Origin of the sequence: Mycobacterium florentinum, from assembly GCF_010730355.1 — a bacterium.
GTDB classification, from domain to species: Bacteria; Actinomycetota; Actinomycetes; order Mycobacteriales; family Mycobacteriaceae; genus Mycobacterium; species Mycobacterium florentinum.
In genome coordinates this window covers 1,481,664-1,503,600 of the sequence record NZ_AP022576.1, presented here as the reverse complement: position 1 = coordinate 1,503,600, position 21,937 = coordinate 1,481,664, and the positions used below count along the sequence as shown (strand labels likewise).

The window sequence follows — 21,937 nt, the reverse complement described above, 5'->3', positions numbered from 1 at the left end:
CGCGGATGGTGACACGAACCAAGCCCAACTAGTCGGCTTACGCTGTCATTGCTTGGATTTGCGGCAAAATAGTCGTTGCCCATGAATAGCTCCTTTGCTCGAGTGGATAGTCGGCACCTCGCGTGTGGTCGGCGCATGTCCTTCGGCTCCGTGGAGCGCGTAATCACCCGCCCTTGGGGTGTTCTGGGACAAGATCGGTCGCGACACGATCGTCGTCCCGCATCATTTCGACATCGGAGTGGTCTCCGTTTTCGTAATATTCGCGAATTGCCTTCGTATTTCTCGTTCGCTGGAGCAAAGTTATGCGAGCCCGGCGATAATACGAACTCGGTGGGGTTCGTAGCCCGCGTTTGGGATACCAACCGCTCGCAGGGGCCGCAGGGTACGGGCATGGCCATACATAAGGGCATATCCGTCGGCTGGGAGGCTTGGTGAACGGGAAGAGAGGTCAAGTGCGCAGGCTCGCGGGTCGGGCGCTGATCAGCGTGGCGACCACAGCGTTGGCCGTTGTGCTGTTGGCACCCACCGTCTCAGCGTCCCCGATCGGTGACGCCGAAGCCGCCATCATGGCCGAGTGGAGCAAGGCCGGCGGCGACACCTCACCGCTCGGACCCCGCAAGGGCGATGTCTACCCGGTCGCCGACGGCTTCGTGTGCGACTTCGACGGCGGCAAGATGTACTTCACCACCGCCACCGGTGCCAAATTCATCTACGGCCCGATCCTGGAAAAGTACGACATGCTCGGCGGTGCGGCCGGTAGCGATCTGGGCTTTCCGACCATCAACGAGGTGCCCGGCCTGGCCGGCCCGGACAGCCGGGTGGCGACGTTCTCGGCCAGCGACAAGCCGGTCATTTACTGGACGCCCGATCACGGCGCGTTCGTCGTGCGCGGCGCCCTGAATGCCGCCTGGGACAAACTCGGCAGCTCCGGCGGTGTGCTCGGCGCCCCGGTCTCCGACGAGACCTATGACGGCGAGGTGTCCTCGCAGAAATTCAGCAACGGCCAGATCTCCTGGAATCGCAAGACCAAGGAATTCACCACTGAGCCAGCGAATTTGGCCGACCAGCTCAAGGGCCTGCAGGTAGCGATCGATCCCGGCGCGGCCATCAACATGGCCTGGCGCGCGGCCGGCGGCGTCAACGGTCCGCTGGGCGCCAAGCAGGGCGGTCAGAATCCGATCGGCGGCGACGGCATCGTCCAGAACTTCGCCGGCGGCAAGGTGTTCTTCAGCCCGGCCACCGGCGCGGCCGCCGTCGAAAGCGACATCCTGGCGAAGTACGAGGCCGTCGGTGGCCCGGTCAGCAGCGACCTCGGATTCCCGACCGCCAACGAGTCCGACGGCGGCATCAGCCCCAACAGCCGGATCGTCACGTTCTCGGCGGCCGACAAGCCGGTGATCTTCTGGACGTCCGATCACGGCGCGTTCGTCGTGCGCGGCGCCATGAAGGCCGCGTGGGACAAGCTGCGTGGCCCCACCGGAAAGCTGGGCGCGCCGGTCGGCGATCAGACCGTCGACGGCGACGTGATCTCGCAGAAGTTCACCGGCGGCAAGATCTCGTGGAACCGCGCCAAGAACACCTTCTCCACTGACCCGGCCAACCTGGCTCCGCTGTTGTCGGGCCTACAGGTGTCGGGGCAGAACCAGCCGAGCGGTTCGGCGATGCCTCCCCACGCCAAGAAGTGGTTCACCTGGAGCTGGTGGTACCTGTTCGCCCTGGTCCCGCTGCTGGTTCTGGTGCTGTTGGCGGTGTTCGTGGCGTTGCGGTGGCGCAAGCATCGCGCCGGTCGCAACAGCGCACCCTATGACCTGGAGCGCGACGTCGACGTCGGCGGCTATGACGACGCGGGCGAGCCGCGCTGGGGACCCGAATACGGCGATAGCTCCACCGAACACCTGTCATTCAGCGACGCGCACGCACCGGATCACCGGGACATCGACGACGTGCCGCGCGCCAGGTGGCCGCACGGACCCGAATCGGCCGACCTGGACGAGGACGCGGGGTACGACGAGGCGGCCCGGCCGGTATCCGAGGAAGAGTGGGATGAGTTAGCGGTCGACGAGCGGGATCCCGACTCGGTCGACACCGATTCCATCCCCGTGGTGTCGGCGGATGACCTGACCGAGGCCGGCTACGCCGACGAGCTCCCGGAAGCCGGCTACCCCGAAGCCGCCGAGGTGCCCGAGGTCGCGTATCCGGAGGTCATCGCGGAGGACGACTACGCCGACGCCGTCGCCGCCGAGGCGGGCTATCCGGAATTCGCGGACGAGGATGCCGCCTATGCGGAGGCGGGCTATCCGGGTGCCGGCGAGGAGGAGGCGGCCTATCCCGACCTGGCTGTCCCGCACACCCCGCCCGACGCCGCCCATCCCGATGCTGCCTATCCCGCCGAAGAGCCGGAGCCCGCGTATCCCGATGTCGCCGTGGCGCATACGCCGCCGGATCTTGCCGGTGCGGCCGGTGCCGCCGCTGCCGGTGGCGCCACCACGGGTGGGGCCGCATCCAGCCTGGCCGCTGCGCTCGGCGCCGCGTCCGGCGTCGCACGCAGAGCCGGACGGCACGCGGCCGCCGCGGACGACGACGAGGTGGACATCGCGCCGGTCGCGGCCATCGGTGCGCTCAGCCCGGCCGGGCGCCCGACGATTCACATGCCGTTGGAAGACCCGTACCAGATACCCGATGGCTATCCGATCAAGGCGAGTGCGCGCTTCGGCCTCTACTACACCCCGGACAGCGACCTCTACCACGACACGCTGGCCGAGATCTGGTTGTCCAGTGAGGAAGCCGCGCTGGTCAACGGCTTCGTGAAGGCCGACTGACGCGCCGGACTTCCCGGCGCTAGACCTTGCGGATCACCGTCACGACCTTGCCGAGCACGGTCGCCTCATTGCCGGGGATGGGATCGAACGCCGGGTTGTGCGGCATCAGCCACACCTGACCGCCGGCACGCTTGAACGTCTTGACGGTGGCCTCACCGTCAAGCATGGCGGCGACGATGTCGCCGTTGTCGGCGACGTTCTGCTGCCGCACCACCACCCAGTCGCCGTCACAGATCGCGGCTTCGATCATCGAGTCGCCGACCACCTTGAGCAGAAACAGGGTGCCCTCGCCGACCAGCTCGCGGGGGAGCGGGAAGACATCCTCGACGGCCTCCTCGGCCAGGATCGGTCCACCGGCCGCGATGCGGCCGAGCACGGGGACGAAGATGGGCTCCGGCACCGCGTCGGATCCGGCGACCTCGGTGGCCGGTGCGGCCGCGACCGCGTCGTCGGCGCCGCGGACATCGACGGCCCGCGGGCGGTTCGGGTCGCGGCGCAGGAAGCCCTTCTTCTCCAGGGTGCGCAGCTGGTGCGCCACCGAGGAGGTCGACGTCAGCCCGACGGCGTCACCGATCTCCCGGATGCTCGGCGGATATCCACGGGTGGTCACCGACTCGCGGATGACATTCAAGATGGTGCGTTGCCGCTGGGTAAGCGATGAATCCACGGCATGCAGCCGGGCGTTGGAGCCGGTTGCCGAGGTGTCGTTGCTGTCGCTCATGGCACTGAATGTAGCCTGCTGTAACCCGAGAATCAAACATGTGTTCGACTGGCGTGTCGCCACCTCGGGTTCCACGGGAGAGTGATCCGCGGCACTCCACGAATAACAATGGTGTAACTCGTGAAAAGACCGGGTACTTGTGCTGCATGGCACCGATAGCGACCGGGACAAGTTGTCGGTGCCGTGGTCTAGCGTTTTGCTCGTGCGACACGCTTTGCTCAAATGTTCGGATTTCGAACACACGAGCGATAGTGTCGAACACACGAGCGACGATCAGTTGACCGGAGGAACGCACATGACGCTCATGCACACAGTCTCACCGCGGACCAGCAACGTGCGGCGCCCGAGCGACGGGCTGGTTGCACGTCCTCGCTACGACCAGGAGCGCGTGCTACGGTCCCGCCGGTCCGTGCAGTCACGGCCGGCCGGAGCGCCGATGTGCTATCGCGGTACAGGCGTCTCGATGTCGGCCGCGCCGCACCGCCGCCGCCCGGTCACGCTGGGGACGACGGTGGGCCTGGCCCTGATGGCCGGAATCATCACGCTCTGGCTGGGCCTGGTCGCGAACCTCGGTCAGATCGCCAACGGCGACTCCGCCGCCGCTCCAGTGCCGGACCGGCTCTCCGTCGTGCAGGTGGAGCCGGGCGAGTCCCTGCAGGACGTGGCACATCGGGTCGCGCCGGAGGCGCCGGCCCGCCAGGTCGCCGACCGTATCCGCGAACTCAACAACCTGAGCTCGCCGGCGTTGGCGGCCGGTCAGACCCTGATCGCGCCGGTCGGCTGACCGCGCCCGCCGTGCGGTGCGAAAACCGCTCTACGCCAAGGCTCCTCGTTTCGCCCGTCGGCGGCAGCGTCCGTGTGGCAGCTGCGTTGGCCCGGCGAGGGAGCGCCCGGGTACGCTCGGAGTGTTCTTCCGAGTTGCCGGCACAGCGAAGGAGCGGTCATGCATTGTCCGTTCTGTCGCCATCCCGATTCCCGGGTGATCGACTCTCGGGAAACCGATGAAGGCCAAGCCATTCGACGCAGGCGGTCCTGCCCGGAGTGTGGGCGACGCTTCACCACGGTAGAAACCGCGGTGCTGGCCGTCGTCAAGCGCAGCGGTGTCACCGAGCCATTCAGCCGCGAAAAGGTCATCAAGGGCGTGCGCCGCGCGTGCCAGGGCCGTCAGGTCGACGAGGATGCGCTGAACCTGCTGGCCCAGCAGGTCGAAGACACCGTGCGTGCGGCCGGCTCGCCGGAAATCCCCAGTCACGAAGTCGGCCTGGCGATCCTCGGCCCCTTGCGCGACCTGGACGAGGTGGCGTACCTGCGTTTCGCGTCGGTGTACCGGTCCTTTTCGTCGGCCGACGATTTCGAACGCGAGATCGCGGCGCTGCGCAAGCACCGCAAAGTAACGACTCCGAGCTGACCCGCATGCCCACCGACTTACATCCCGATCTCGAGGCACTCGCGCCGCTGCTCGGCACCTGGGCCGGTCGCGGTTCGGGCGAATACCCCACCATCCAGCCCTTCGAATATCTCGAAGAGATCGCCTTTTCCCATGTGGGTAAACCGTTTCTGGCCTACGCCCAAAAGACCAGAGGGGCTGCCGACGGCAAACCGATGCATGCCGAGACCGGCTATCTTCGGGTGCCGGAGCCCGGACATGTCGAGCTGGTGCTGGCTCATCCCAGCGGCGTCACCGAAATCGAGGTCGGCACCTTTTCGGTGACCGGCGATCTCATCGAAATCGAGCTGGCCACCACCTCGGTCGGATTGACTCCGACCGCCAAAGAGGTCTCCGCGCTTGGCCGTTCGTTTCGCATCGACGGCGACCAGCTTTCCTACTCGGTGCGGATGGGTGCGGTCGGGCAACCCCTGCAGCATCATCTCGCCGCGGTGCTGCAGCGAAAGTCCTGAGTCTCCTTGCTCAGTCGACTTGTGTCACACCGTCGTTGACGACGCGCCCGGCGACGCGAACCCAGCCCTCGGGGCTCCAGACGGTTTCCAGCCTCGATCCCTTGCCCTGGGTGATGCTCAGGTCGCGGCTGAGATGGTCGGTAATCCGCAGCGCGGCCGAGCCGGTCGCTTCGTCTTCGGGCACACCCAGATTCGCGACGAACGTCCGGGAGCGCAACGAGCCGGCGGCCTGGTCGATCCAGGTCCACAGGTAGTGCGCGGCGTCGTCGGGAAACTCGGCCGGGTCGGCCGCGAGAAGCTGTTCGACTGAATCGAATTCGTGCATCGCGTACTCGGGACCCCATTCCGAGCGGGCGGTGACGCCGACCAGGTCGCCGTCGTAGTGCACCCGCACGACGCCGGCCGGCACCGCCAGCGTGTTGATCGGCGTGCCGTTCGTGCGCAGCCACCACGACGCCCCGACGGTGGGATGGCCGGCGAACGGGAGATCCGTGCGCGGGGTGTAGATCGTGGCATGCGCGGTGGTTGCGCCGGCCGCCGGAAGATCGATGAATACCGTTTCGCTGTAACCCAATTGGGTGGCCAGGCGCTGGCGATCGGCGGGAGCGATCGCGGCGGCGTCGACGACGCCCAGGGGATTACCGAATTTGCCGTCTTGGTCGGTGAAGACCCGCAACACCGTCACGTCGATACCCATGGCCCGACTGTACGGGCCGGGTCAAATCAATTGTCTAAGTCGCGCTGCGCTCGTCGGAGCCCATCGCGTTGAGCACCGCGACGCGCGTGTCGGCCGAGCCCGTGACCGCGGCCTCGGCCCTGCCGGTGCGCAACAACCCGCGAAGCGCCGCCTGGTCGTATTCGGCGGGTGCGGTGGTGTCGATGAAGCGCTGGACGACGTCGATGAAGCGGGCCGGGTCTTCGTGGAACGGAAAATGCCCGGAGCCCTGGAAGATCTCCAGGCGGGAACCGGGCATCGCGGCGTGTGCCATCCACGCGTGGCGCACCGGAACCACCACATCCTTGGTGCCCCAGACGATCTGCACCGGGATGGCCTCGGTCAGATAACATCGATCCAGGAAGGTGACGATCTGCCCGCGCCAGTCCACCACGGCCCGCAGTGTCCGGCTGAACGCCGATGACGCCGTCGGCTCCGGCAAGTCGTCCAGGATGCGCAGCACGTTCGGCAGGTCGCGGCCCAACCCGGTCGATCCGATCGCCAGGCCCGCGAGCCGTCCCGCCAGCTGGACCGCCGGTAGCACCAGGGGCAACCGCAACAGCGCCAACGCCTCCGTCCCGATCGGCAGCGAGGCCAACCGGAAGGCGACGTTGACGTCCTTGGTGACGCCGCCCGCGGCGACCAGGATGAGCCGCTCGACCAGATGTGGGAATTGGTAGGCGAATTGCATCGCCACCCCGCCGCCGAGCGAATGCCCGACGATGGTCACGCGCTCGATGTCGAGCACCGACAGCAGGTCGCGCATCCCGTTGGCGTAGCCCGCGACCGAGTAGTCGGCGCGCGGTTTGTCGGACTGCCCGTGTCCCAGCAGATCGGGGGCGATCACCGTGAACCGCTGAGCGAGCTTGGCCTGCACGGTATTCCAGGTCGTGGAGTTGTCGCCGATGCCGTGGATCAACAGGATCGCCGGCCCGGAGCCGGCGATACGGAACGCTCGTTTGTACCCGTGGATGGTGCGGTATTCGAGGCGGGGGGTGGTCACTTCCCGCACGGGACGAAGATTGCTCTTGCGCTTCCGCTCAGTCATCTCGCCACCCTTGTTGTCGCGCCCCCTTCGGACGTTTAAGCCGGGTCGTCGTCGTCGCGCTTCTTCTCCGCCTGTTGGGCCAGGAATCGCTCGAACTCGGCACCAAGCTCGTCGCCGCTAGGAAGGTCTTCGTCGCGTGTTAGTAACGACCTGTTTTCCTGAGCGTCGATGAACGCATCGTACTGGCGCTCGAGGGCAGCCACCACTTGAGCCACCTCGGCGCTCGCCTCGACCTGCTCGTCGATCTTGGCCCGAATCTCGGCCGCTGCCTCGGTCAACGCCGTCAGCGGCAGTTCCAGCGACCCGGTCTTGGCGACCTGCTCGAGCAGTGCCTGGGCGGCGGCGGGGTAGTCGGTCTGAGTGAGGTAGTGCGGGACGTGGACGGTGAAACCGACCACCTCGTGGCCGTGCTGACCCATCCGGTATTCCAGCAGGTTGGACGCGCTGCCGGGGACCTGGATCTCGGAAATCCAGGGCTGGAAGTCGGTGATCAACTCGCGGTTGGTGGAGTGCGCGGTCAGGGTGATGGGCCGGGTGTGCGGAACGGCCATCGGAACGGTGCCCAGGCCGATGGTCTGCCGCACCCCGAGCCGCTCGGCCAGCAGGCGCACCGCGGTGATGAAACGCTCCCACTTGAGATCCGGCTCCATACCGGCCAGCAGCAGAAATGGGGTGCCGACGCTGTCGCGCAGCGCGTACAGGCTCAGTTCCGGGTCGTCGTAGCTGGTGAAGTGATCGGTTTTGAAAGTCATCAGCGGCCGGCGCGAGCGGTAGTCCAGCAGTTCGTCGATCGCGAACGACGCGACCAGCTCGGTGTCCAGGGCGGATTTCAGGTGGGCAGCGGCCAGCCGTATCGCGTGGCCGGCGTCCGAGAAGCCCTCCAGGGCGTGCACCAGAACGGGGCCGCGGCCGTCCGATGTCACCAACTGCGGAGCCGGGAACTCCAGCTCGTACATGCCGGGTTGTCCTGGCTGGTAGTACAAGTCGTCGGCGCTGTGCTCGTCAGACATCCGGTTGCCTCCTCTCGGGGGTTGTTCCAGGGTGCCCTAACCAGTGTCCCCCGAATCAATGGGCACCAGTACCTAAAACGGGATGACGCTCGAACGTAATCCGGATGGAACATATCCGGCGCCACCGGGCTCTGCCAGCAAATCTACCGCCGCAGCGGGAAGCGTCGAATTCCGCCTCCACCCGTCTGGTCGGGCATGATGGGAGCCGATGCGCGTCCGGATGCTGCTGCTATGCCCACTGGTCGGCCTGGCGACGTTACTGGCGTCGTGCGGGCGTCCGGTGCTGCATGTGTCGCTGCCCACCAGCACGCAGACACCGAAACCGACCAAGTCCGTCCAGCGTCTCAGCCAGCCCGAGCCGGGCGCGGTTGCCGGCCCGGTGGATCCGGATCGTCGGGTGGGAGCAATCTTCTTGGACGGCAGCACCCAGCACGTGTGCACGGGCTCGGTGGTGCACTCCGCGGCCGGCAACTTGGTGCTGACCGCCGCGCATTGTCTGGCCGGAGCTGCTCAGATCACGTTCGTGCCCGGTTTGTCCGGTGACGGGGCGCCACCCGATCTCTGGACGGCCGACAACGTCTATCTGGATCCGCGCTGGATTGCCAGCAAAGATCCGCATGCCGATTACGCGATCGCGCGCGTCAACAGCGACCACGGTGGTTCGGTGGAGGCACGCGCCGGCCTGGCGCTGACCCTGGGTATGGCCCCGCCGCCCAGCAGTCACGTGACCGTGGTGGGGTATCCGAGCGGCGTGGGCGGCTCGCCGATCGGCTGCCAGGGCAGCACGGCCGTCACCGACGGGGGATTTCCCTCACTGACATGCCAGGGGCTCGTTGGCGGCACCAGCGGCGCGCCGTGGGTCAGCGGCACCACGGTCGTCGGGCTGATCGGTGGACTGGAACGCGGCGGATGCGCCGAGAACGTGTCCTACTCAGCGCCGTTCGACGATCACATCGTCGCGCTGCTGGCCCGCGCCGAAGCCGGCGGCCCGGGCGACCCGGTACCGGTCGACCTGGACGACACCTGCTAGACCCGATCGCCGCTGACGTCAGCGGCGGAACTGGTTGAGCGCGCGCACCTTGTTCATCACGTCGAGCGCGGCGACCTTGTAGGCCTCGGAGAACGTCGGGTAGTTGAACACCGCGTCGACCAGGTACTCGACGGTGCCGCCGCACCCCATCACGGCCTGTCCGATGTGCACCATCTCGGTCGCGCTGGTGCCGAAGATGTGCACCCCGAGCAGCTTGAGGTCGTCGGTGGACACCAGCAGTTTGAGCATGCCGTACGAGTCGCCGGCGATCTGGCCGCGGGCCAGCTCCCGATAGCGGGCCATGCCCACCTCGTAGGGGATCGCGTCCTTGGTCAGTTCCACCTCGGTGGCGCCGACATAGGAGATCTCGGGAATCGAGTAGATGCCGATCGGCTGCAGATCGGTGATGCCGTCGCACGCCTCCCCGAACGCGTGGTAGGCGGCCAGGCGGCCCTGCTCCATCGAGGTCGCGGCGAGCGCCGGAAAACCGATGACGTCGCCGACGGCGTAGATGTGGGGCACCTTGGTCGCGAAGTTGTCGTCGACGAAGATCCGGCCGCGGTTGTCTGCCTCCAGCTCGGCGTTGTGCAGATCCAGGTGGTCGGTTTGCCCTTGGCGCCCAGCGGAATACATCACTGTCTCGGCAGGAATCTGCTTGCCGCTGGCCAGCGTCGTGATGGTGCCGGCCGAACCGACGTCGACCGCGGTCACCTCTTCACCGAAGCGGAATGTCACCGCCAGGTCGCGCAAATGGAACTTCAGCGCCTCGACGACCTCGGGGTCGCAGAAGTCCAGCATGTCGCTGCGCTTCTCGACGACGGTGACCTTGGTGCCCAGCGCGGCGAACATCGACGCGTATTCGATTCCGATCACACCGGCGCCGACCACCACCATCGAGGTGGGCAGCGACTTGAGGTCGAGGATTCCGTCGGAGTCGAGCACGCGGTGTTCGTCGAACTCGACGCCGGACGGCCGCGCCGGCCGCGTGCCCGTGGCGATTACGATGTATTTGCCACTGATGGTTAGCTTTTCGCGCCGGGAGGGGTCTTCGATCTCGACGGTGTGCGCGTCGATGAACCGCCCGTGTCCGACCAGCAGGTCGATGCGATTGCGCATCAGCTGATTGCGGATCACGTCCACTTCCTTGCCGATCACGTGCTGGGTGCGGGCCAGCAGGTCGGCCGGGGTGATCTTCTCCTTGACGCGGTAGCTCGCGCCGTAGAGTTCGCGCTGGCTCATCCCGGTGAGGTAGAGCACCGCCTCGCGCAACGTCTTTGACGGGATGGTGCCGGTCTGCACGCACACGCCGCCCAGCATTTGGCCGCGCTCGACGATCGCCACCGACTTGCCCAGCTTGGCCGAGGCGATGGCGGCCTTCTGTCCGCCGGGCCCCGAGCCGATCACGATCATGTCGTATTCCTGCATCGATCCCATGGGATAGACGATAGAGCCCACAGTCGAGACTTTCTCCACAGACGAATGGCCCTACGGTGTTGTGCGAGCGCGATCTGACGGTGGCGGCCACCACCGTTGGGCCTCATGACACGGCATACACCCGATTTCGAACTGAACCGCCCCGGCGCCCTGATCGCCGCGCTACCGGCCGTTCTCGGCTTCGTTCCGGAGAATTCATTGGTCTTGGTGTCGTTGGACGGCGGCGAGCTCGGGGCCGTGCTCAGGGTCGACCTCTGCGACGAGCTCGCCGGCCGGGTCGGGCACCTGGTCGAGGTGGCCGCCGCGGCGTCACCCGAGGCCGCGATCGCCGTGATCGTCAACGAGGACGGCGCCGGATGCCCGCAGTGCAACGAGGAGTATCGGCAGCTCTGCGCGATGCTCGCAGAGGTGTTGTCGGAGTACAACATTGAGCTGTGGGCGGCGCATGTGGTGGACCGGGTGGCGCGCGGCGGGCGCTGGCATTGCGTGGACGGCTGCGGGGCGAGCGGCACGGTCGACGATCCGTCCGCGTCGCCCCTGGCCGCCGCGGCGGTGCTGGAAGGCCGGCGGCTGTATTCGCGGCGCGCCGACCTGCAGGCCGTGATGGCCGTCGAGGATCCGGCTCGCAGCGCCGCGCTGGCCGGTCTGCTCGACCGGCAGGAGGCCACCCGCGCGGCGGAGCACGGCGCGGATCCCGCGGGCTGCAGCCGTCGCGACGTCCAGAGCGCGCTGGGCGCGGCCGGTCGAGTCGCCGGCGGGAAATCGCTGTCCGACACCGAGTTGGCCGCGCTGGGCTGCGCGCTGAACGACGCGGCTGTGCGCGACACGCTGTACGCGCTGGCGGTCGGCGAGAAGGCCGGGGAAGCCGAGGCGTTGTGGGCGTCGCTGGCGCGCACCCTGCCCGCGCCGTGGCGGGTCGAAGCGCTGGTGTTGCTCGCGTTCAGCGCCTACGTCCGCGGCGACGGCCCGCTGGCGGGCGTGTCGCTGGACGCCGCGCTGCGCTGCGATCCCGCTCATCGGATGGCGGGCATGCTGGACACGGCGTTGCAGTCGGGTCTGCGACCGGAACAGATCCGCGAACTCGCGGCGACCGGCTACCGGCTGGCCAAGCGGCTCGGAATACGGCTACCGCCGCAGCGGGCATCTGGCCGCTGTGCGGGGTAGGCGCTCAGACCTTCTCGACCTTGACCGCGTGCGCCATCTCGTGCGGCAGGGTGACATTCTCGTGCCCGGGGATCAGGATGGTGACCCCGGCGGGACCGGTTTCGACGGTGACCCGCGCATTCGGCACGACACCGGCATCCTTGAGCCGCGCGATCAGGTCGATGTCACCCTGAACGTGCTCGGTGAGCTGGCGGACGACGACCGCGACCGGCGACCCCGCCGGCAACTCGGTCAGCCGGACCATGTTGACGTCTTCGGCGCCGGAATCCGGGCCCACGCCCAGGTCCAGCAGACCCGGAATCGGGTTGCCGAACGGCGAGGTGGTCGGGTTGTTGAGCACCTTCACCAGCCGGCGCTCGACGTCCTCGCTCATCACGTGCTCCCACCGGCATGCCTCGGCGTGCACTTCTTCCCACGGCAACCCGATCACGTCGACGAGCAGTCGCTCGGCGAGGCGGTGTTTGCGCATGACGGCGACCGCCAGGGCCCGGCCCTTGTCGGTGAGTTCCAGGTGCCGGTCACCGGCCACGTGAAGCAGTCCGTCGCGCTCCATCCGGGAGACGGTCTGGCTGACGGTCGGTCCGCTCTGGTCGAGTCGTTCGGCGATCCTGGCACGCAGCGGCGTCACGCCCTCTTCCTCGAGGTCGTAGATGGTCCGCAGGTACATCTCGGTGGTATCAACCAGGTCGTTCATTCAGCACCCTCCATTGACGCCGAGTCTACTTGGCCAGCTGCCGAAATGGGTCTAACGCTACCCAGGCAAGAAGTATGCCCGCCGCGCAATTGCGGCGGGCATACTGTCGGCGCTACCTGGCTGAGTGGGGGACCTCAGCTCGCATACGAGCGCAGGCGATCGGCGCGCTCCCCGTTACGGAGTTTGGCCATCACGTCGCGTTCGATCTGACGGACCCGCTCGCGGGACAGACCGAACAGCTTGCCGATCTGATCCAGCGTCCGCGGCTGGCCGTCGTCCAGACCGAAGCGCAGCCGAATCACCTGATGCTCACGCTCGTCGAGAGTCGCCAGCACGCTGCGGATGTCGGTGTGCAGCAGTTCGGCGATCACCGCGTTCTCCGCGGACATCGCTTCGGCGTCCTCGATGAAATCGCCCAGCGGGGCTTCCTCCTCGGAACCGACCGGCATGTCCAGACTTACCGGGTCGCGGCTGTGCTCGAGCAGATCGTTGATCTTCTCGACCGGGATTCCGGACTCGTTGGCCAGTTCCTCGTCGGTGGCTTCACGTCCCAGGTTCTGGTGCATCTCCCGCTTGATCCGGGCCAGCTTGTTGACCTGCTCGACGAGATGAACGGGCAGCCGGATGGTGCGGCTCTGGTCGGCCATACCGCGGGTGATGGCCTGGCGGATCCACCACGTCGCGTACGTCGAGAACTTGAATCCCTTTGTGTAGTCGAACTTTTCCATCGCGCGGATCAGTCCGAGGTTGCCCTCCTGAATCAGGTCGAGCAAGGGCATTCCGCGGCCGGTGTAGCGCTTGGCCAGCGAGACGACCAGACGCAGGTTCGCCTCGAGCAGATGCCGGCGCGCCGCCTGGCCATCACGTACGACGACGGCAAGATCGCGTTTGCGGTTCTCGCCGAGGCGCTTCCGCGTCGCGAGTAGATGCTCGGCGTACAGTCCGGCCTCGATGCGCTTTGCCAGTTCGACTTCGTCCGCGGCGGTCAGCAACGCCGTCTTCCCGATGCCGTTCAGATATACGCGCACGAGGTCCGCTGCAGGGCTCTGAGCATCTAGATCGCTGGTGTCGATCCTGCCTGTGATGGCATTCGCCATGGCGGCCTCCCGATTTGGCTTGTAGCTGTCATGGTGTTAAACGACATTTCAGCCCTGAGAGTTCCCGCACCGCCGTCATCTCACACGCTTTGACGTGCACAAATGTGCCGACGACCTGAGAATGTCCTGAGAAGTGCGTTCAGAGGTCCGGTTGACCGGAACCGGCGTCGTATCCGTGACCCGGGTTGTACTCACGGCCCGGCGAACCGGGTTGCGGCTGCGGGGGCCGCGGCGCCTCGAGCGCCGGTCGCTCGGCCGTCGGGAACAACGGCGTGCGCCGGGCGCCATCGCCGAACCGCCGGGGCTCGTCCTTGCGCCGGGGCGGCCGGTCGTTGGCGATCAGGACGGCCATCCAGGGCAGCGGCAGCGACACGGCGATGATCGCCAGCGAGATGAGGCCGTTGTGCCAGGCGCCGTAAGCCAGCGCGGCCAGGATCAGTGCCGGGATGCGAAACGACATCATCGTCAGGTACTTACGGACCCGGGCGCGATGCTGTTCTTCGTATGACGGCTCGGCGGCGGTAATCAGCACTGGCCGGCCGTCGTCGTCGAACCCTAATTCCGGGCCGCGCTTCATTACTCCACTGTCCCACATCCGGCCGATTCCGGTTGGGGCGCCTTGGCAGGCACAATGTGAGGTATGCAGACCCAGACGATCGAGCGCACCGAAACCGACGAACGCGTCGACGACGGGACCGGCAGCGACACCCCCAAGTTCTTCCACTACGTCAAGAAGGACAAGATCGCCGAGAGCGCGGTCATGGGCAGTCACGTGGTCGCGTTGTGCGGCGAGGTTTTTCCCGTGACGCGGGCGGCCAAGCCGGGCTCACCGGTCTGCCCGGATTGCAAGAAGATCTACGAGCAGCTCAAGAAGGGCTGATCAGGTCGCCGGCTCTGCCGGTTCGACATGGCGGTCTTGGGTGGCGGGGTTCGTCGTCACCGGATTCGACAACGCCTCCGCCGTCTTCTTCAGGGCGGGCGAACGCGCGAACAACCATTTACGCAGCCGGTGGGCGTGCGTGCGCGGCGCGGGGAATTCCTCCTGGATCGCGGCATTGAGCTCGGCGCCGAGCATGATCGCGAATCCGCCGAAGAAGGCGAACAACAGAAACGCGATCGGCGTCGACAGTGCGCCGTAGGTGTAGCCGGTGCTGGTGATCCAGCGCAGATAGACCCGCAGGCCCAGGGTCGCGATCACGAACACGGCGGTCGCCAGGACGGCACCGAAGAGAAGTCGATGCGTCGGCAGCGGTTCCGGCAGTGACACCCGGTACAAAATGACGACCCCCATGATCAGCCCCAGGACCAGTGCCGGGTAGTAGCCGTAGCGCAGCACGTTGGCCAGGCTGTCCGGGATGTGTTCGGACACCGTGCGCGGGCCGACGACCAGCACGGGAGCGGCCACGACCGCGGCGATCAGCCCCACCACGTAGAGGAACAGGGCGAAGAACCGCTGCCGCACCGGGTGGCGCAGCGGCGTCTGATCATGCGCCTCCACCACCGAGTCGACGAACGCCGAGACGGCCGACGACCCCGCCCACAACGACAGCAGGAAGCCGACCGAGACCACCTCGCCGCGGGCGTGCGCGGTGATGTCGCGCACGGTGGGCTCGATGATCTCGTTGACGACGCTGGACGAGAAGAGACTGTGGGCCGCCGAGATCGCGCTCTTCTCGATGCTGGGCAGCGCATCCGGCCCGAACAGCGGCGCCACGTAGGCCAGGCTGCCCAGCATTCCCAACAGCAGCGGAGGTGTCGAGAGTGCCGACCAGAAGCCCGCCTGTGCGGACTCGGCAAAGATGGAGTCGTCCCAGCTTTTTACCAGTGTCCTGCGCGTGATTCGCCAAATGTGGTGACGCGACGGCTTTGCGCTCTGCTCGCTCATACCGTTCCAGCATTACCGACGCGTGCGCCCACACCTCACATTGTGACCGGGTGAGTTTCGCTGGATCTAGCTTTCGCTGACCTCCAGCACGGCGGCGAGCTCAACCAGCTTCGCCTCGTGCTCGTTCGCGTGGTGCTGGCAGAAGAGAAGTTCGGCTCCAGAAGGCAGCTTGGCGCGTACGCGAGCTGCGGCACCGCAGCGATCGCAGCGGTCGGCTCGAGTCAGCTCACGCGTTGTCAGAGTTGCAATCATTTGGCTTCTCCGTTCTCTTTGATCCACTTTCTCAGACGTTCGGCGTTTTAGCGTTGTTCCCCGATCGTTATCAGGTGTGTCGTTTCTCACGGGCTGTAAATGTTGGGTTTCGCCAGGTTTTCTAGAGTTAACGACCGTGACCACGCCCCCAGACCTGCTCGTACATCTGTGTGGAACCGACGAGTGGTCGGACGCCCAGCGGCGGGGCGAAATCCGTCCCGACGCCTATGCCGCCGGTGCCGAGTTCATCCATCTGTCCAGCCCTGATCAGGTGCATCTGCCGGCCAACCGGCTCTTCCGCGGACGCCGGGATTTGGTGCTGCTGCACATCGACCCGGCTTTGCTGGACTCGCCGGTGCGCTGGGAGCCGGGGGTGCCGACGGGCCCGGAGGCGATGCTGTTCCCGCACCTGTACGGACCGCTTCCGGTCGCCGCTGTGAAAAGGGTCACCGTTTATTTGCCGGGACCCGGGGGAACCTTCGCGCCGATCGCGGGTTCTCAGGACCCCGCGGAAGGCTCGAGGTAGGCGTCGGCTTCGATCTCCACCAGCAGCTCGGGGGCGATGAGCGCCGCGACTTCGACCATGGTTGCCGCCGGCCGGATCTGTCCGAAGACGCGGGCATGCGCCGCCGCGACCTCGCGCCACCGGGAAATGTCGGTCACGTAGATGCGGGTGCGGACCACGTCGTCCAGCGATGCGCCCGCCTCGTGCAGCGCAATCTCGATGCGGCGCAAGGCGTCCCGGGCCTGCGCGGTGATGTCATTCGCGGGTCCGCTGCCGGTGGTGCCGGCGACCGCCACGTACGGGCCTACTCGCACCGCGCGCGAGTAGCCGACCGTCGCTTCGAAGTCGGATCCGGACGAGACAAGTGTGCGGTTGGCGGACATGAGCGTCACATTACGACGACGCCGACGGCCGGCGCAGCCGAATTTCGGCGTGCCCAACCGGATTCCGCCGCATCGCGGCGGACACGAGCCGACTTAGCCTGTGCGGCAATAGCTTTGGTGTGCTGGTTCTAGTCCAGGTAGTCGCGCAAGACCTGGGAGCGGCTGGGGTGGCGCAACTTCGACATGGTCTTGGATTCGATCTGACGGATGCGCTCGCGGGTCACGCCGTAGACCTGGCCGATCTCGTCGAGGGTGCGAGGCTGGCCGTCGGTGAGACCGAAGCGCAGCCGTACTACTCCGGCTTCGCGCTCCGAGAGCGTCTCGAGCACCGACTGCAACTGGTCCTGCAGCAACGTGAACGACACCGCGTCGACGGCCACGACCGCTTCGCTGTCCTCGATGAAGTCACCGAGCTGGCTGTCGCCCTCGTCGCCGATGGTCTGGTCCAGCGAGATGGGCTCACGCGCGTACTGCTGGATCTCCAGCACCTTCTCCGGCGTGATGTCCATTTCCTTGGCCAGCTCCTCAGGCGTGGGCTCGCGGCCCAGATCCTGCAGCAGCTCGCGCTGAATGCGGCCCAGCTTGTTGATCACCTCGACCATGTGCACCGGGATGCGGATGGTGCGGGCCTGGTCGGCCATCGCGCGGGTGATCGCCTGGCGAATCCACCACGTCGCGTAGGTGGAGAACTTGTATCCCTTGGTGTAGTCGAACTTCTCGACCGCGCGGATCAGACCCAGGTTGCCTTCCTGGATCAGGTCCAGGAAGGCCATCCCGCGACCGGTGTAGCGCTTGGCCAGCGAGACCACCAGTCGCAGGTTGGCTTCGAGCAGATGGTTTTTGGCGCGGTCGCCGTCGCGGCAGATCCACATCATGTCGCGGCGCTGGGCGGCGGGCAGCTTGTCGCCGCGCTCGACCAGCTCGGCCATCAGCTGGGTGGCATACAGACCGGCCTCGATCCGCTTCGCGAGCTCGACCTCTTCCTCGGCGTTGAGCAGCGCCACCTTGCCGATCTGCTTGAGGTAGGCACGAACCGAGTCCGCGGATGCAGTGAGCTCGGCGTCCTTGCGGGCCTGGCGCAACGCCTCGGATTCGTCTTCGTCCCAGACGAAATCGCCGGACGCCTTGTCCTTTTCGGAAGGCTCGGCGATTTCCTCGTCCTCGTCGGCCGGCTTCTTGGCCGCCGCCGGCTTCGCGCCGGTCGCGGCCTCGTCGGCGTCGTCGTCCCCGTCGCTGACTTCGGCATCGCCTTCGACGACCTCGACGACCTCGTCCTCGAGATCGTCGAGCACGAGGTCGGCTTCGATGTCGATGTCTTCGACTTCGAGATCGGGTTCTACGTCGAGCTCCTCGACGGCGGTCTCGTCGATGCCCTCGGTGCTCTCGTCGTCGCCGTCTTTGCCGGCGGCCTTGGTGCCCCGGCCCGCCGGCGCCTTGCCCGCGGCGGCCTTGGCGGGGGTGCGGGGCTTCTTCCCGGTGGTCGAGTCGATGTCGTCGCCGCCGGGCTTGGCGGCCCGCGGTGCGGACTTGGTCGCGCGTTTGGCCGGCGCGGCGCCGTTCGCGGCCTTGGCCGCGGGCCGTTTGGCTGGGGTCTTCGTGGCGGTGCGCTTCACCGGCTCATCGGTTGTCGCGCTGGTCTTGGTCGCTGCCACTTACACCCCTTCGGTTGGACTCACTTTCGGTGGGTTTGGGCATGGTTAACCGAAAGTGTCTGCTATGTCGAATGTCGGCGTTGGTATGAGCGTGGAGGCTCGCACGCTTTCTCTCGGGCGGTCGCCGTGGACCATTGTAACGACAGTGCGCGCTCGTACCGCCCTAGCGGGGAAAATTCAGTGCGTCACGTCCGCGGTCGACGCCATCGCGGCCCCGACAATTCCGGCGGTATTGAGCAATGCCGCCGCCACCACCGGGGTCCGGTTTTTGAGCAGCGGCACCCATTGGTCGGCCTTTCGGCTGATGCCACCGCCCGCGATGATCAGGTCGGGCCAGATCGCGTTCTCGATCGCGATCAGCACCCTGGTCACCTCTTTCGTCCAGCGCGGGTAGCTCCATTTGTTCTTGTCTTTGATCGACGACGCCGCGCGTTTTTCGGCCTCTTTTCCGCCGACTTCGAGATGGCCGAACTCGGTGTTGGGTATCAGCTTCCCGTTGTGGATCAACGCGGATCCGATGCCGGTTCCGAACGTCAGCAGCACCACCAGACCCTCGTGCCCTTTGCCCGCCCCGTAGCGTTCCTCCGCGAGCCCGGCCGCGTCGGCGTCGTTGAGAACAGTGACCTGCTGGCCGTCCAGATTGGCGCCGATCACGTCGCGCGCGTTGGTCCCGATCCAGGCGCGGTCCACGTTGGCGGCGGTCTGCACGATGCCGTTGGTGACGACGCCGGGGTAGGTCACGCCGAGCGGACCGGTCCACCCGAATTCGTTGACGACCTTGGCGATGGTCTTGGCGACGGCCGCCGGCGTGGCGGGCTGCGGCGTCAGCAGTTTGACCCGGTCGCCGATCAGCAGACCGGTGTCCAGGTCGACGATTCCGCCTTTGATTCCGCTGCCGCCGACATCGATGCCGAATCCACGACGCCGCGGCGTGCCGGAGGCCGCTTCGGTACCGGGTGTGTCCGTGGCCGAGCCGGTGCTGGTCATCGAAATCTCCTTGGCGAGATTTGGGCTGTGTCACACCTTAGCTGGCGACGACGGGCGTTGCGGTCGGGCAACCCGATCGGGTGTCACCGGTCTGCGCCGCGGTGGCCGACTGTGTTGCGATGGACCGGTGACGCGATCCGGAGAGCCCGCGCAGTTGCGCGCAGTGGCCGAAACGTTGGCCGCCGAAGCCGCCGAGTTCGTGCGGTCTCGGCGCGCCGAGGTGTTCGGCGCCCAGGCTGGCGGGACCGACAGTGACGCGGTCCGGTCCAAGAGCACGCCGACCGATCCGGTGACGGTGGTCGACACCGAGACCGAGCGGCTGCTGCGCGATCGGTTGGCCGAATTACGGCCCGGCGACCCGATTCTCGGCGAAGAGGGCGGCGGACCGGCCGAGCACGCAGCGGTCCCCGACGACGCGGTCACCTGGGTGCTCGATCCGATCGACGGCACGGTGAATTTCGTCTACGGCATCCCGGCTTACGCGGTGTCGGTCGGGGCACAGGTCAACGGCGTGTCGGTGGCCGGCGCGGTCGCCGATGTCGTCGGGGGCCGCGTCTATTCGGCGGCACAAGGTCTCGGTGCGCACGTCATCGACGCGCAGGGTAGCCACCCGCTGCGGTGCGCCGACGTCGAAGATTTGTCAATGGCGTTGTTGGGCACCGGCTTTGGGTATTCGATCGGGCGCCGCACCACCCAGGCGGCGCTGCTGGCGCAGCTGCTGCCGTTGGTGCGCGACGTGCGCCGCATCGGTTCCGCGGCCCTGGACCTGTGCATGGTCGCGGCGGGGCGCCTGGACGCCTACTACGAGCACGGGCTGCAGGTGTGGGATCGCGCGGCGGGCGCGCTGATCGCCGCCGAGGCCGGCGCGCGGGTGTTGGTGCCGCCACCGGACGGGCCGGTCGGCTCGCCTGGATCGGAAGCCGGACTGGTGGTGGCGGCCGCGCCCGGAATCTCCGACGCACTGTTGGCGGCGCTCGAGCGATTCGACGGCCTTGCGCCGATCGCCGACTGAGTCAGCAGCTGCTGGCGTGAATCTTCGACAGCAGTTGGGGATCTGACGATCCGGTGGCGCCCGGACGCAGGCTGGCGAGCACCGAGTCGATGTCGTCGTTGTGCGCCAGCGCGGTGAATTCGGTGCCGATCGCGAGGTCGACGGAATCGTCGGCGCGGTTGTCGTTGAACAGCTCGCTGCACGGGGCGACCAGCCACACCGCGGCGGCGGTGGCCTGTCCGGCCGTGCCGAAGCGGATCTGGCTCTGGCAATTCAGCCGGGCGCCGGCGTAGATCGGGTCGTTGGCCGCGGTTGGCTGCGCGAACCCCAGATCCTTCATCGCGCCGGCGACGTCGGCGGCCTGGCCGCCCCGGCCGCTGGCGTTGAGAACGCGGACCTTGGTGTCGCTGAGTTTGGCCGGCGACACGTCGGCCATCGCACTGCGCGACATTTGCTCGCCGAGTTGCGCCGGTGCCGATCCGGTGGCCGGCTGTGGGGGCGGGTTGCAGACTTCGGCTTCGCGAACTTTCGCGGGTCGCGTCAGCGCCACCGTCCACGCGACGCCCGTCACCACCACCAGGAAAACCAGCACGACAATCGCAGGTCGGGGATTGCGCCGCCGAAACGGCCGACCGTGCTTGTCGAAGGCTGTACCCTCGGTGATTTGTGCGACCACAGCTGCACTCTAGCCGCACACGAAATCCACTGTTTAAAGGCAAATGCGAGGGTCAATTCGGGGGTGTGAGGTAAATCACAACCGAATACACCGAGATCCGGGCACGAATCGTTTGGTGGATGCGTTCGACGCTGGTACAAAGCGTTGCTTGAGGTAACGCAGGCATGTGAGGGGATTGGACGATGCCTACCGACTATGACGCTCCACGGCGTACCGAAACGGATGACGTTTCGGAGGACTCGCTGGAGGAGCTCAAGGCTCGACGGAACGAGGCGGCGTCGGCTGTCGTCGACGTGGACGAATCCGAGTCCGCCGAGAACTTTGAACTGCCTGGCGCCGACCTGTCTGGCGAGGAGCTATCGGTTCGGGTCATTCCGAAACAAGCCGACGAGTTCACCTGCTCGAGCTGCTTTCTGGTGCAACACCGCAGTCGACTTGCCAGCGAGAAGAACGGCGTGATGATCTGCACCGATTGCGCAGCCTGATCGACCGGTCAGCTGCGCAATGCCGACAGCACCCGCTCGGGGTGACGGCAGCTCACCAACCAGTACGGCGTCGGGTCGTCTGGGTCATCGAGGACCAGCAAAATCATCGGTCCGACCCATGCGCGATGTAGCACATAGGCCGCGGGGTCGAGCTGACGTCCCAGCGCCGCGGACTTCGCCGTCGGGGCTATCTCCGCGGATCGGGCGATCACGGTGACCGGCAGGTGGGCGTCCCCGGCCCACAGCTGCACCTCGCCGTCGTCGCCGGCGGTGACCCGGATTTGGATGCGGCCCAGCCACAGCAGCGTTCCGATGGCGACGATGAACAGCACCACGAACGGCAGCCAGTCGGGGAGCGTCCTGACGCCCAGGTTGACCTCGACCGCAATCAACGTCGCCAGCGCGAAGGCCGGCGGCCACCACCACCATGGGACCCACAGGCGCTCGCGATATCGCACGCTGTGCGGCGCGACGCGCGTACTCGACACCC

At 66.8% G+C, this 21,937-nt stretch carries 25 protein-coding genes; 10 read left to right on the top strand and 15 right to left on the bottom strand.

Translation table 11 applies throughout. The features are described from left to right. The first annotated feature begins 431 nt into the window (after positions 1-431). Positions 432-2,819: an LGFP repeat-containing protein gene (locus tag G6N55_RS07065; RefSeq protein ID WP_428838900.1), complete on the top strand. Its 2,388-nt coding sequence runs from the start codon at positions 432-434 to the stop codon at positions 2,817-2,819. A gap of 19 nt (positions 2,820-2,838) precedes the next feature. On the opposite strand, the gene lexA is transcribed toward G6N55_RS07065, so the two are convergent. Further along, on the bottom strand, positions 2,839-3,540 hold the full coding sequence (gene lexA / locus G6N55_RS07060; RefSeq protein WP_085226692.1) for a transcriptional repressor LexA: 702 nt from the start codon (positions 3,538-3,540) through the stop codon (positions 2,839-2,841). A 295-nt stretch (positions 3,541-3,835) separates the two neighbouring features. On the opposite strand from lexA, the gene G6N55_RS07055 reads away from it, so the two are divergent. The 3 genes from G6N55_RS07055 to G6N55_RS07045 all read left to right on the top strand — a co-directional run bounded on the left by G6N55_RS07055 (position 3,836) and on the right by G6N55_RS07045 (position 5,439). Further along, positions 3,836-4,324, top strand: a complete 489-nt coding sequence (locus G6N55_RS07055; protein WP_085227128.1) for a LysM peptidoglycan-binding domain-containing protein — start codon at positions 3,836-3,838, stop codon at positions 4,322-4,324. A 159-nt stretch (positions 4,325-4,483) separates the two neighbouring features. Then, on the top strand, positions 4,484-4,948 hold the full coding sequence (gene nrdR / locus G6N55_RS07050) for a transcriptional regulator NrdR (protein ID WP_085226694.1): 465 nt from the start codon (positions 4,484-4,486) through the stop codon (positions 4,946-4,948). Between the two features lie 5 nt (positions 4,949-4,953). Next, positions 4,954-5,439 (top strand): peroxynitrite isomerase, encoded by a 486-nt coding sequence (locus G6N55_RS07045; RefSeq protein ID WP_085226696.1) that lies wholly within the window; start codon positions 4,954-4,956, stop codon positions 5,437-5,439. 10 nt (positions 5,440-5,449) lie between these two features. Here G6N55_RS07045 and G6N55_RS07040 read toward each other — a convergent pair whose 3' ends face one another. The 3 genes from G6N55_RS07040 to G6N55_RS07030 are packed head-to-tail and all read right to left on the bottom strand — an operon-like array spanning position 5,450 to position 8,212. Further along, entirely contained in the window at positions 5,450-6,136 is a 687-nt protein-coding gene (locus G6N55_RS07040) for a PhzF family phenazine biosynthesis protein (RefSeq protein WP_085226698.1), read from the bottom strand. Between the two features lie 34 nt (positions 6,137-6,170). Continuing rightward, positions 6,171-7,202, bottom strand: a complete 1,032-nt coding sequence (locus G6N55_RS07035; protein ID WP_085226700.1) for an alpha/beta fold hydrolase — start codon at positions 7,200-7,202, stop codon at positions 6,171-6,173. A 35-nt stretch (positions 7,203-7,237) separates the two neighbouring features. Beyond that, positions 7,238-8,212, bottom strand: coding sequence for a proteasome assembly chaperone family protein (locus G6N55_RS07030; protein ID WP_085226702.1), 975 nt, complete (start codon positions 8,210-8,212; stop codon positions 7,238-7,240). A 208-nt stretch (positions 8,213-8,420) separates the two neighbouring features. Between G6N55_RS07030 and G6N55_RS07025 the strand changes: the two genes are divergently transcribed. Beyond that, positions 8,421-9,242 carry a trypsin-like serine peptidase gene (locus tag G6N55_RS07025; protein ID WP_085226704.1) on the top strand — a complete coding sequence of 274 codons (822 nt, stop codon included), beginning with the start codon at positions 8,421-8,423 and terminating at the stop codon, positions 9,240-9,242. A gap of 18 nt (positions 9,243-9,260) precedes the next feature. Here the strand turns inward: G6N55_RS07025 and sthA are convergent, their stop codons facing one another. Beyond that, positions 9,261-10,667, bottom strand: coding sequence for a Si-specific NAD(P)(+) transhydrogenase (sthA, locus tag G6N55_RS07020; protein ID WP_139827099.1), 1,407 nt, complete (start codon positions 10,665-10,667; stop codon positions 9,261-9,263). 114 nt (positions 10,668-10,781) lie between these two features. Between sthA and G6N55_RS07015 the strand changes: the two genes are divergently transcribed. Beyond that, entirely contained in the window at positions 10,782-11,840 is a 1,059-nt protein-coding gene (locus G6N55_RS07015) for a DUF4192 domain-containing protein (RefSeq protein WP_085226708.1), read from the top strand. A 4-nt stretch (positions 11,841-11,844) separates the two neighbouring features. On the opposite strand, the gene G6N55_RS07010 is transcribed toward G6N55_RS07015, so the two are convergent. The 3 genes from G6N55_RS07010 to G6N55_RS07000 all read right to left on the bottom strand — a co-directional run bounded on the left by G6N55_RS07010 (position 11,845) and on the right by G6N55_RS07000 (position 14,226). Further along, complete coding sequence (locus G6N55_RS07010; RefSeq protein WP_085226710.1) at positions 11,845-12,534, bottom strand: metal-dependent transcriptional regulator; 690 nt, start codon at positions 12,532-12,534, stop codon at positions 11,845-11,847. Between the two features lie 134 nt (positions 12,535-12,668). Further along, on the bottom strand, positions 12,669-13,631 hold the full coding sequence (sigB, locus tag G6N55_RS07005) for a sigma-70 family RNA polymerase sigma factor SigB (protein WP_085226712.1): 963 nt from the start codon (positions 13,629-13,631) through the stop codon (positions 12,669-12,671). 139 nt (positions 13,632-13,770) lie between these two features. Continuing rightward, a complete protein-coding gene (locus G6N55_RS07000; RefSeq protein WP_085226714.1) occupies positions 13,771-14,226 on the bottom strand; it encodes a DUF3099 domain-containing protein in 456 nt (151 codons plus the stop codon). A gap of 45 nt (positions 14,227-14,271) precedes the next feature. Here G6N55_RS07000 and G6N55_RS06995 point away from each other — a divergent pair, with 45 nt between their 5' ends. After that, the gene (locus G6N55_RS06995) at positions 14,272-14,511 is read left to right on the top strand and encodes a DUF3039 domain-containing protein (RefSeq protein ID WP_085226716.1); all 240 of its coding nucleotides are present in this window, start codon (positions 14,272-14,274) and stop codon (positions 14,509-14,511) included. On the opposite strand, the gene G6N55_RS06990 is transcribed toward G6N55_RS06995, so the two are convergent. Next, the gene (locus tag G6N55_RS06990; protein ID WP_085226718.1) at positions 14,512-15,516 is read right to left on the bottom strand and encodes a YihY/virulence factor BrkB family protein; all 1,005 of its coding nucleotides are present in this window, start codon (positions 15,514-15,516) and stop codon (positions 14,512-14,514) included. It abuts the gene before it with no gap. Positions 15,517-15,582: 66 nt separating this feature from the next. Next, positions 15,583-15,768 carry a DUF7455 domain-containing protein gene (locus G6N55_RS06985; protein WP_085226720.1) on the bottom strand — a complete coding sequence of 62 codons (186 nt, stop codon included), beginning with the start codon at positions 15,766-15,768 and terminating at the stop codon, positions 15,583-15,585. Between the two features lie 136 nt (positions 15,769-15,904). Between G6N55_RS06985 and G6N55_RS06980 the strand changes: the two genes are divergently transcribed. Further along, complete coding sequence (locus G6N55_RS06980) at positions 15,905-16,294, top strand: DUF952 domain-containing protein (protein WP_085226721.1); 390 nt, start codon at positions 15,905-15,907, stop codon at positions 16,292-16,294. Here G6N55_RS06980 and G6N55_RS06975 read toward each other — a convergent pair. The 3 genes from G6N55_RS06975 to ppgK all read right to left on the bottom strand — a co-directional run bounded on the left by G6N55_RS06975 (position 16,267) and on the right by ppgK (position 19,295). After that, a complete protein-coding gene (locus tag G6N55_RS06975; RefSeq protein WP_085227129.1) occupies positions 16,267-16,656 on the bottom strand; it encodes a RidA family protein in 390 nt (129 codons plus the stop codon). The genes G6N55_RS06980 and G6N55_RS06975 overlap by 28 nt on opposite strands. A gap of 128 nt (positions 16,657-16,784) precedes the next feature. Continuing rightward, positions 16,785-18,308 carry an RNA polymerase sigma factor gene (locus G6N55_RS06970; protein WP_085226723.1) on the bottom strand — a complete coding sequence of 508 codons (1,524 nt, stop codon included), beginning with the start codon at positions 18,306-18,308 and terminating at the stop codon, positions 16,785-16,787. A 177-nt stretch (positions 18,309-18,485) separates the two neighbouring features. Beyond that, positions 18,486-19,295 carry a polyphosphate--glucose phosphotransferase gene (gene ppgK / locus G6N55_RS06965; RefSeq protein WP_085226725.1) on the bottom strand — a complete coding sequence of 270 codons (810 nt, stop codon included), beginning with the start codon at positions 19,293-19,295 and terminating at the stop codon, positions 18,486-18,488. 127 nt (positions 19,296-19,422) lie between these two features. Here ppgK and G6N55_RS06960 point away from each other — a divergent pair, with 127 nt between their 5' ends. Continuing rightward, complete coding sequence (locus G6N55_RS06960; RefSeq protein ID WP_139827078.1) at positions 19,423-20,307, top strand: inositol monophosphatase family protein; 885 nt, start codon at positions 19,423-19,425, stop codon at positions 20,305-20,307. Between the two features lies 1 nt (position 20,308). Here the strand turns inward: G6N55_RS06960 and cei are convergent, their stop codons facing one another. Next, complete coding sequence (cei, locus tag G6N55_RS06955) at positions 20,309-20,962, bottom strand: envelope integrity protein Cei (RefSeq protein WP_085226727.1); 654 nt, start codon at positions 20,960-20,962, stop codon at positions 20,309-20,311. 182 nt (positions 20,963-21,144) lie between these two features. Here cei and G6N55_RS06950 point away from each other — a divergent pair, with 182 nt between their 5' ends. Further along, on the top strand, positions 21,145-21,447 hold the full coding sequence (locus tag G6N55_RS06950; protein WP_036468275.1) for a DUF4193 domain-containing protein: 303 nt from the start codon (positions 21,145-21,147) through the stop codon (positions 21,445-21,447). A gap of 8 nt (positions 21,448-21,455) precedes the next feature. On the opposite strand, the gene G6N55_RS06945 is transcribed toward G6N55_RS06950, so the two are convergent. Continuing rightward, positions 21,456-21,935: a DUF3093 domain-containing protein gene (locus tag G6N55_RS06945; RefSeq protein WP_085226729.1), complete on the bottom strand. Its 480-nt coding sequence runs from the start codon at positions 21,933-21,935 to the stop codon at positions 21,456-21,458. Positions 21,936-21,937 lie beyond the last annotated feature (2 nt).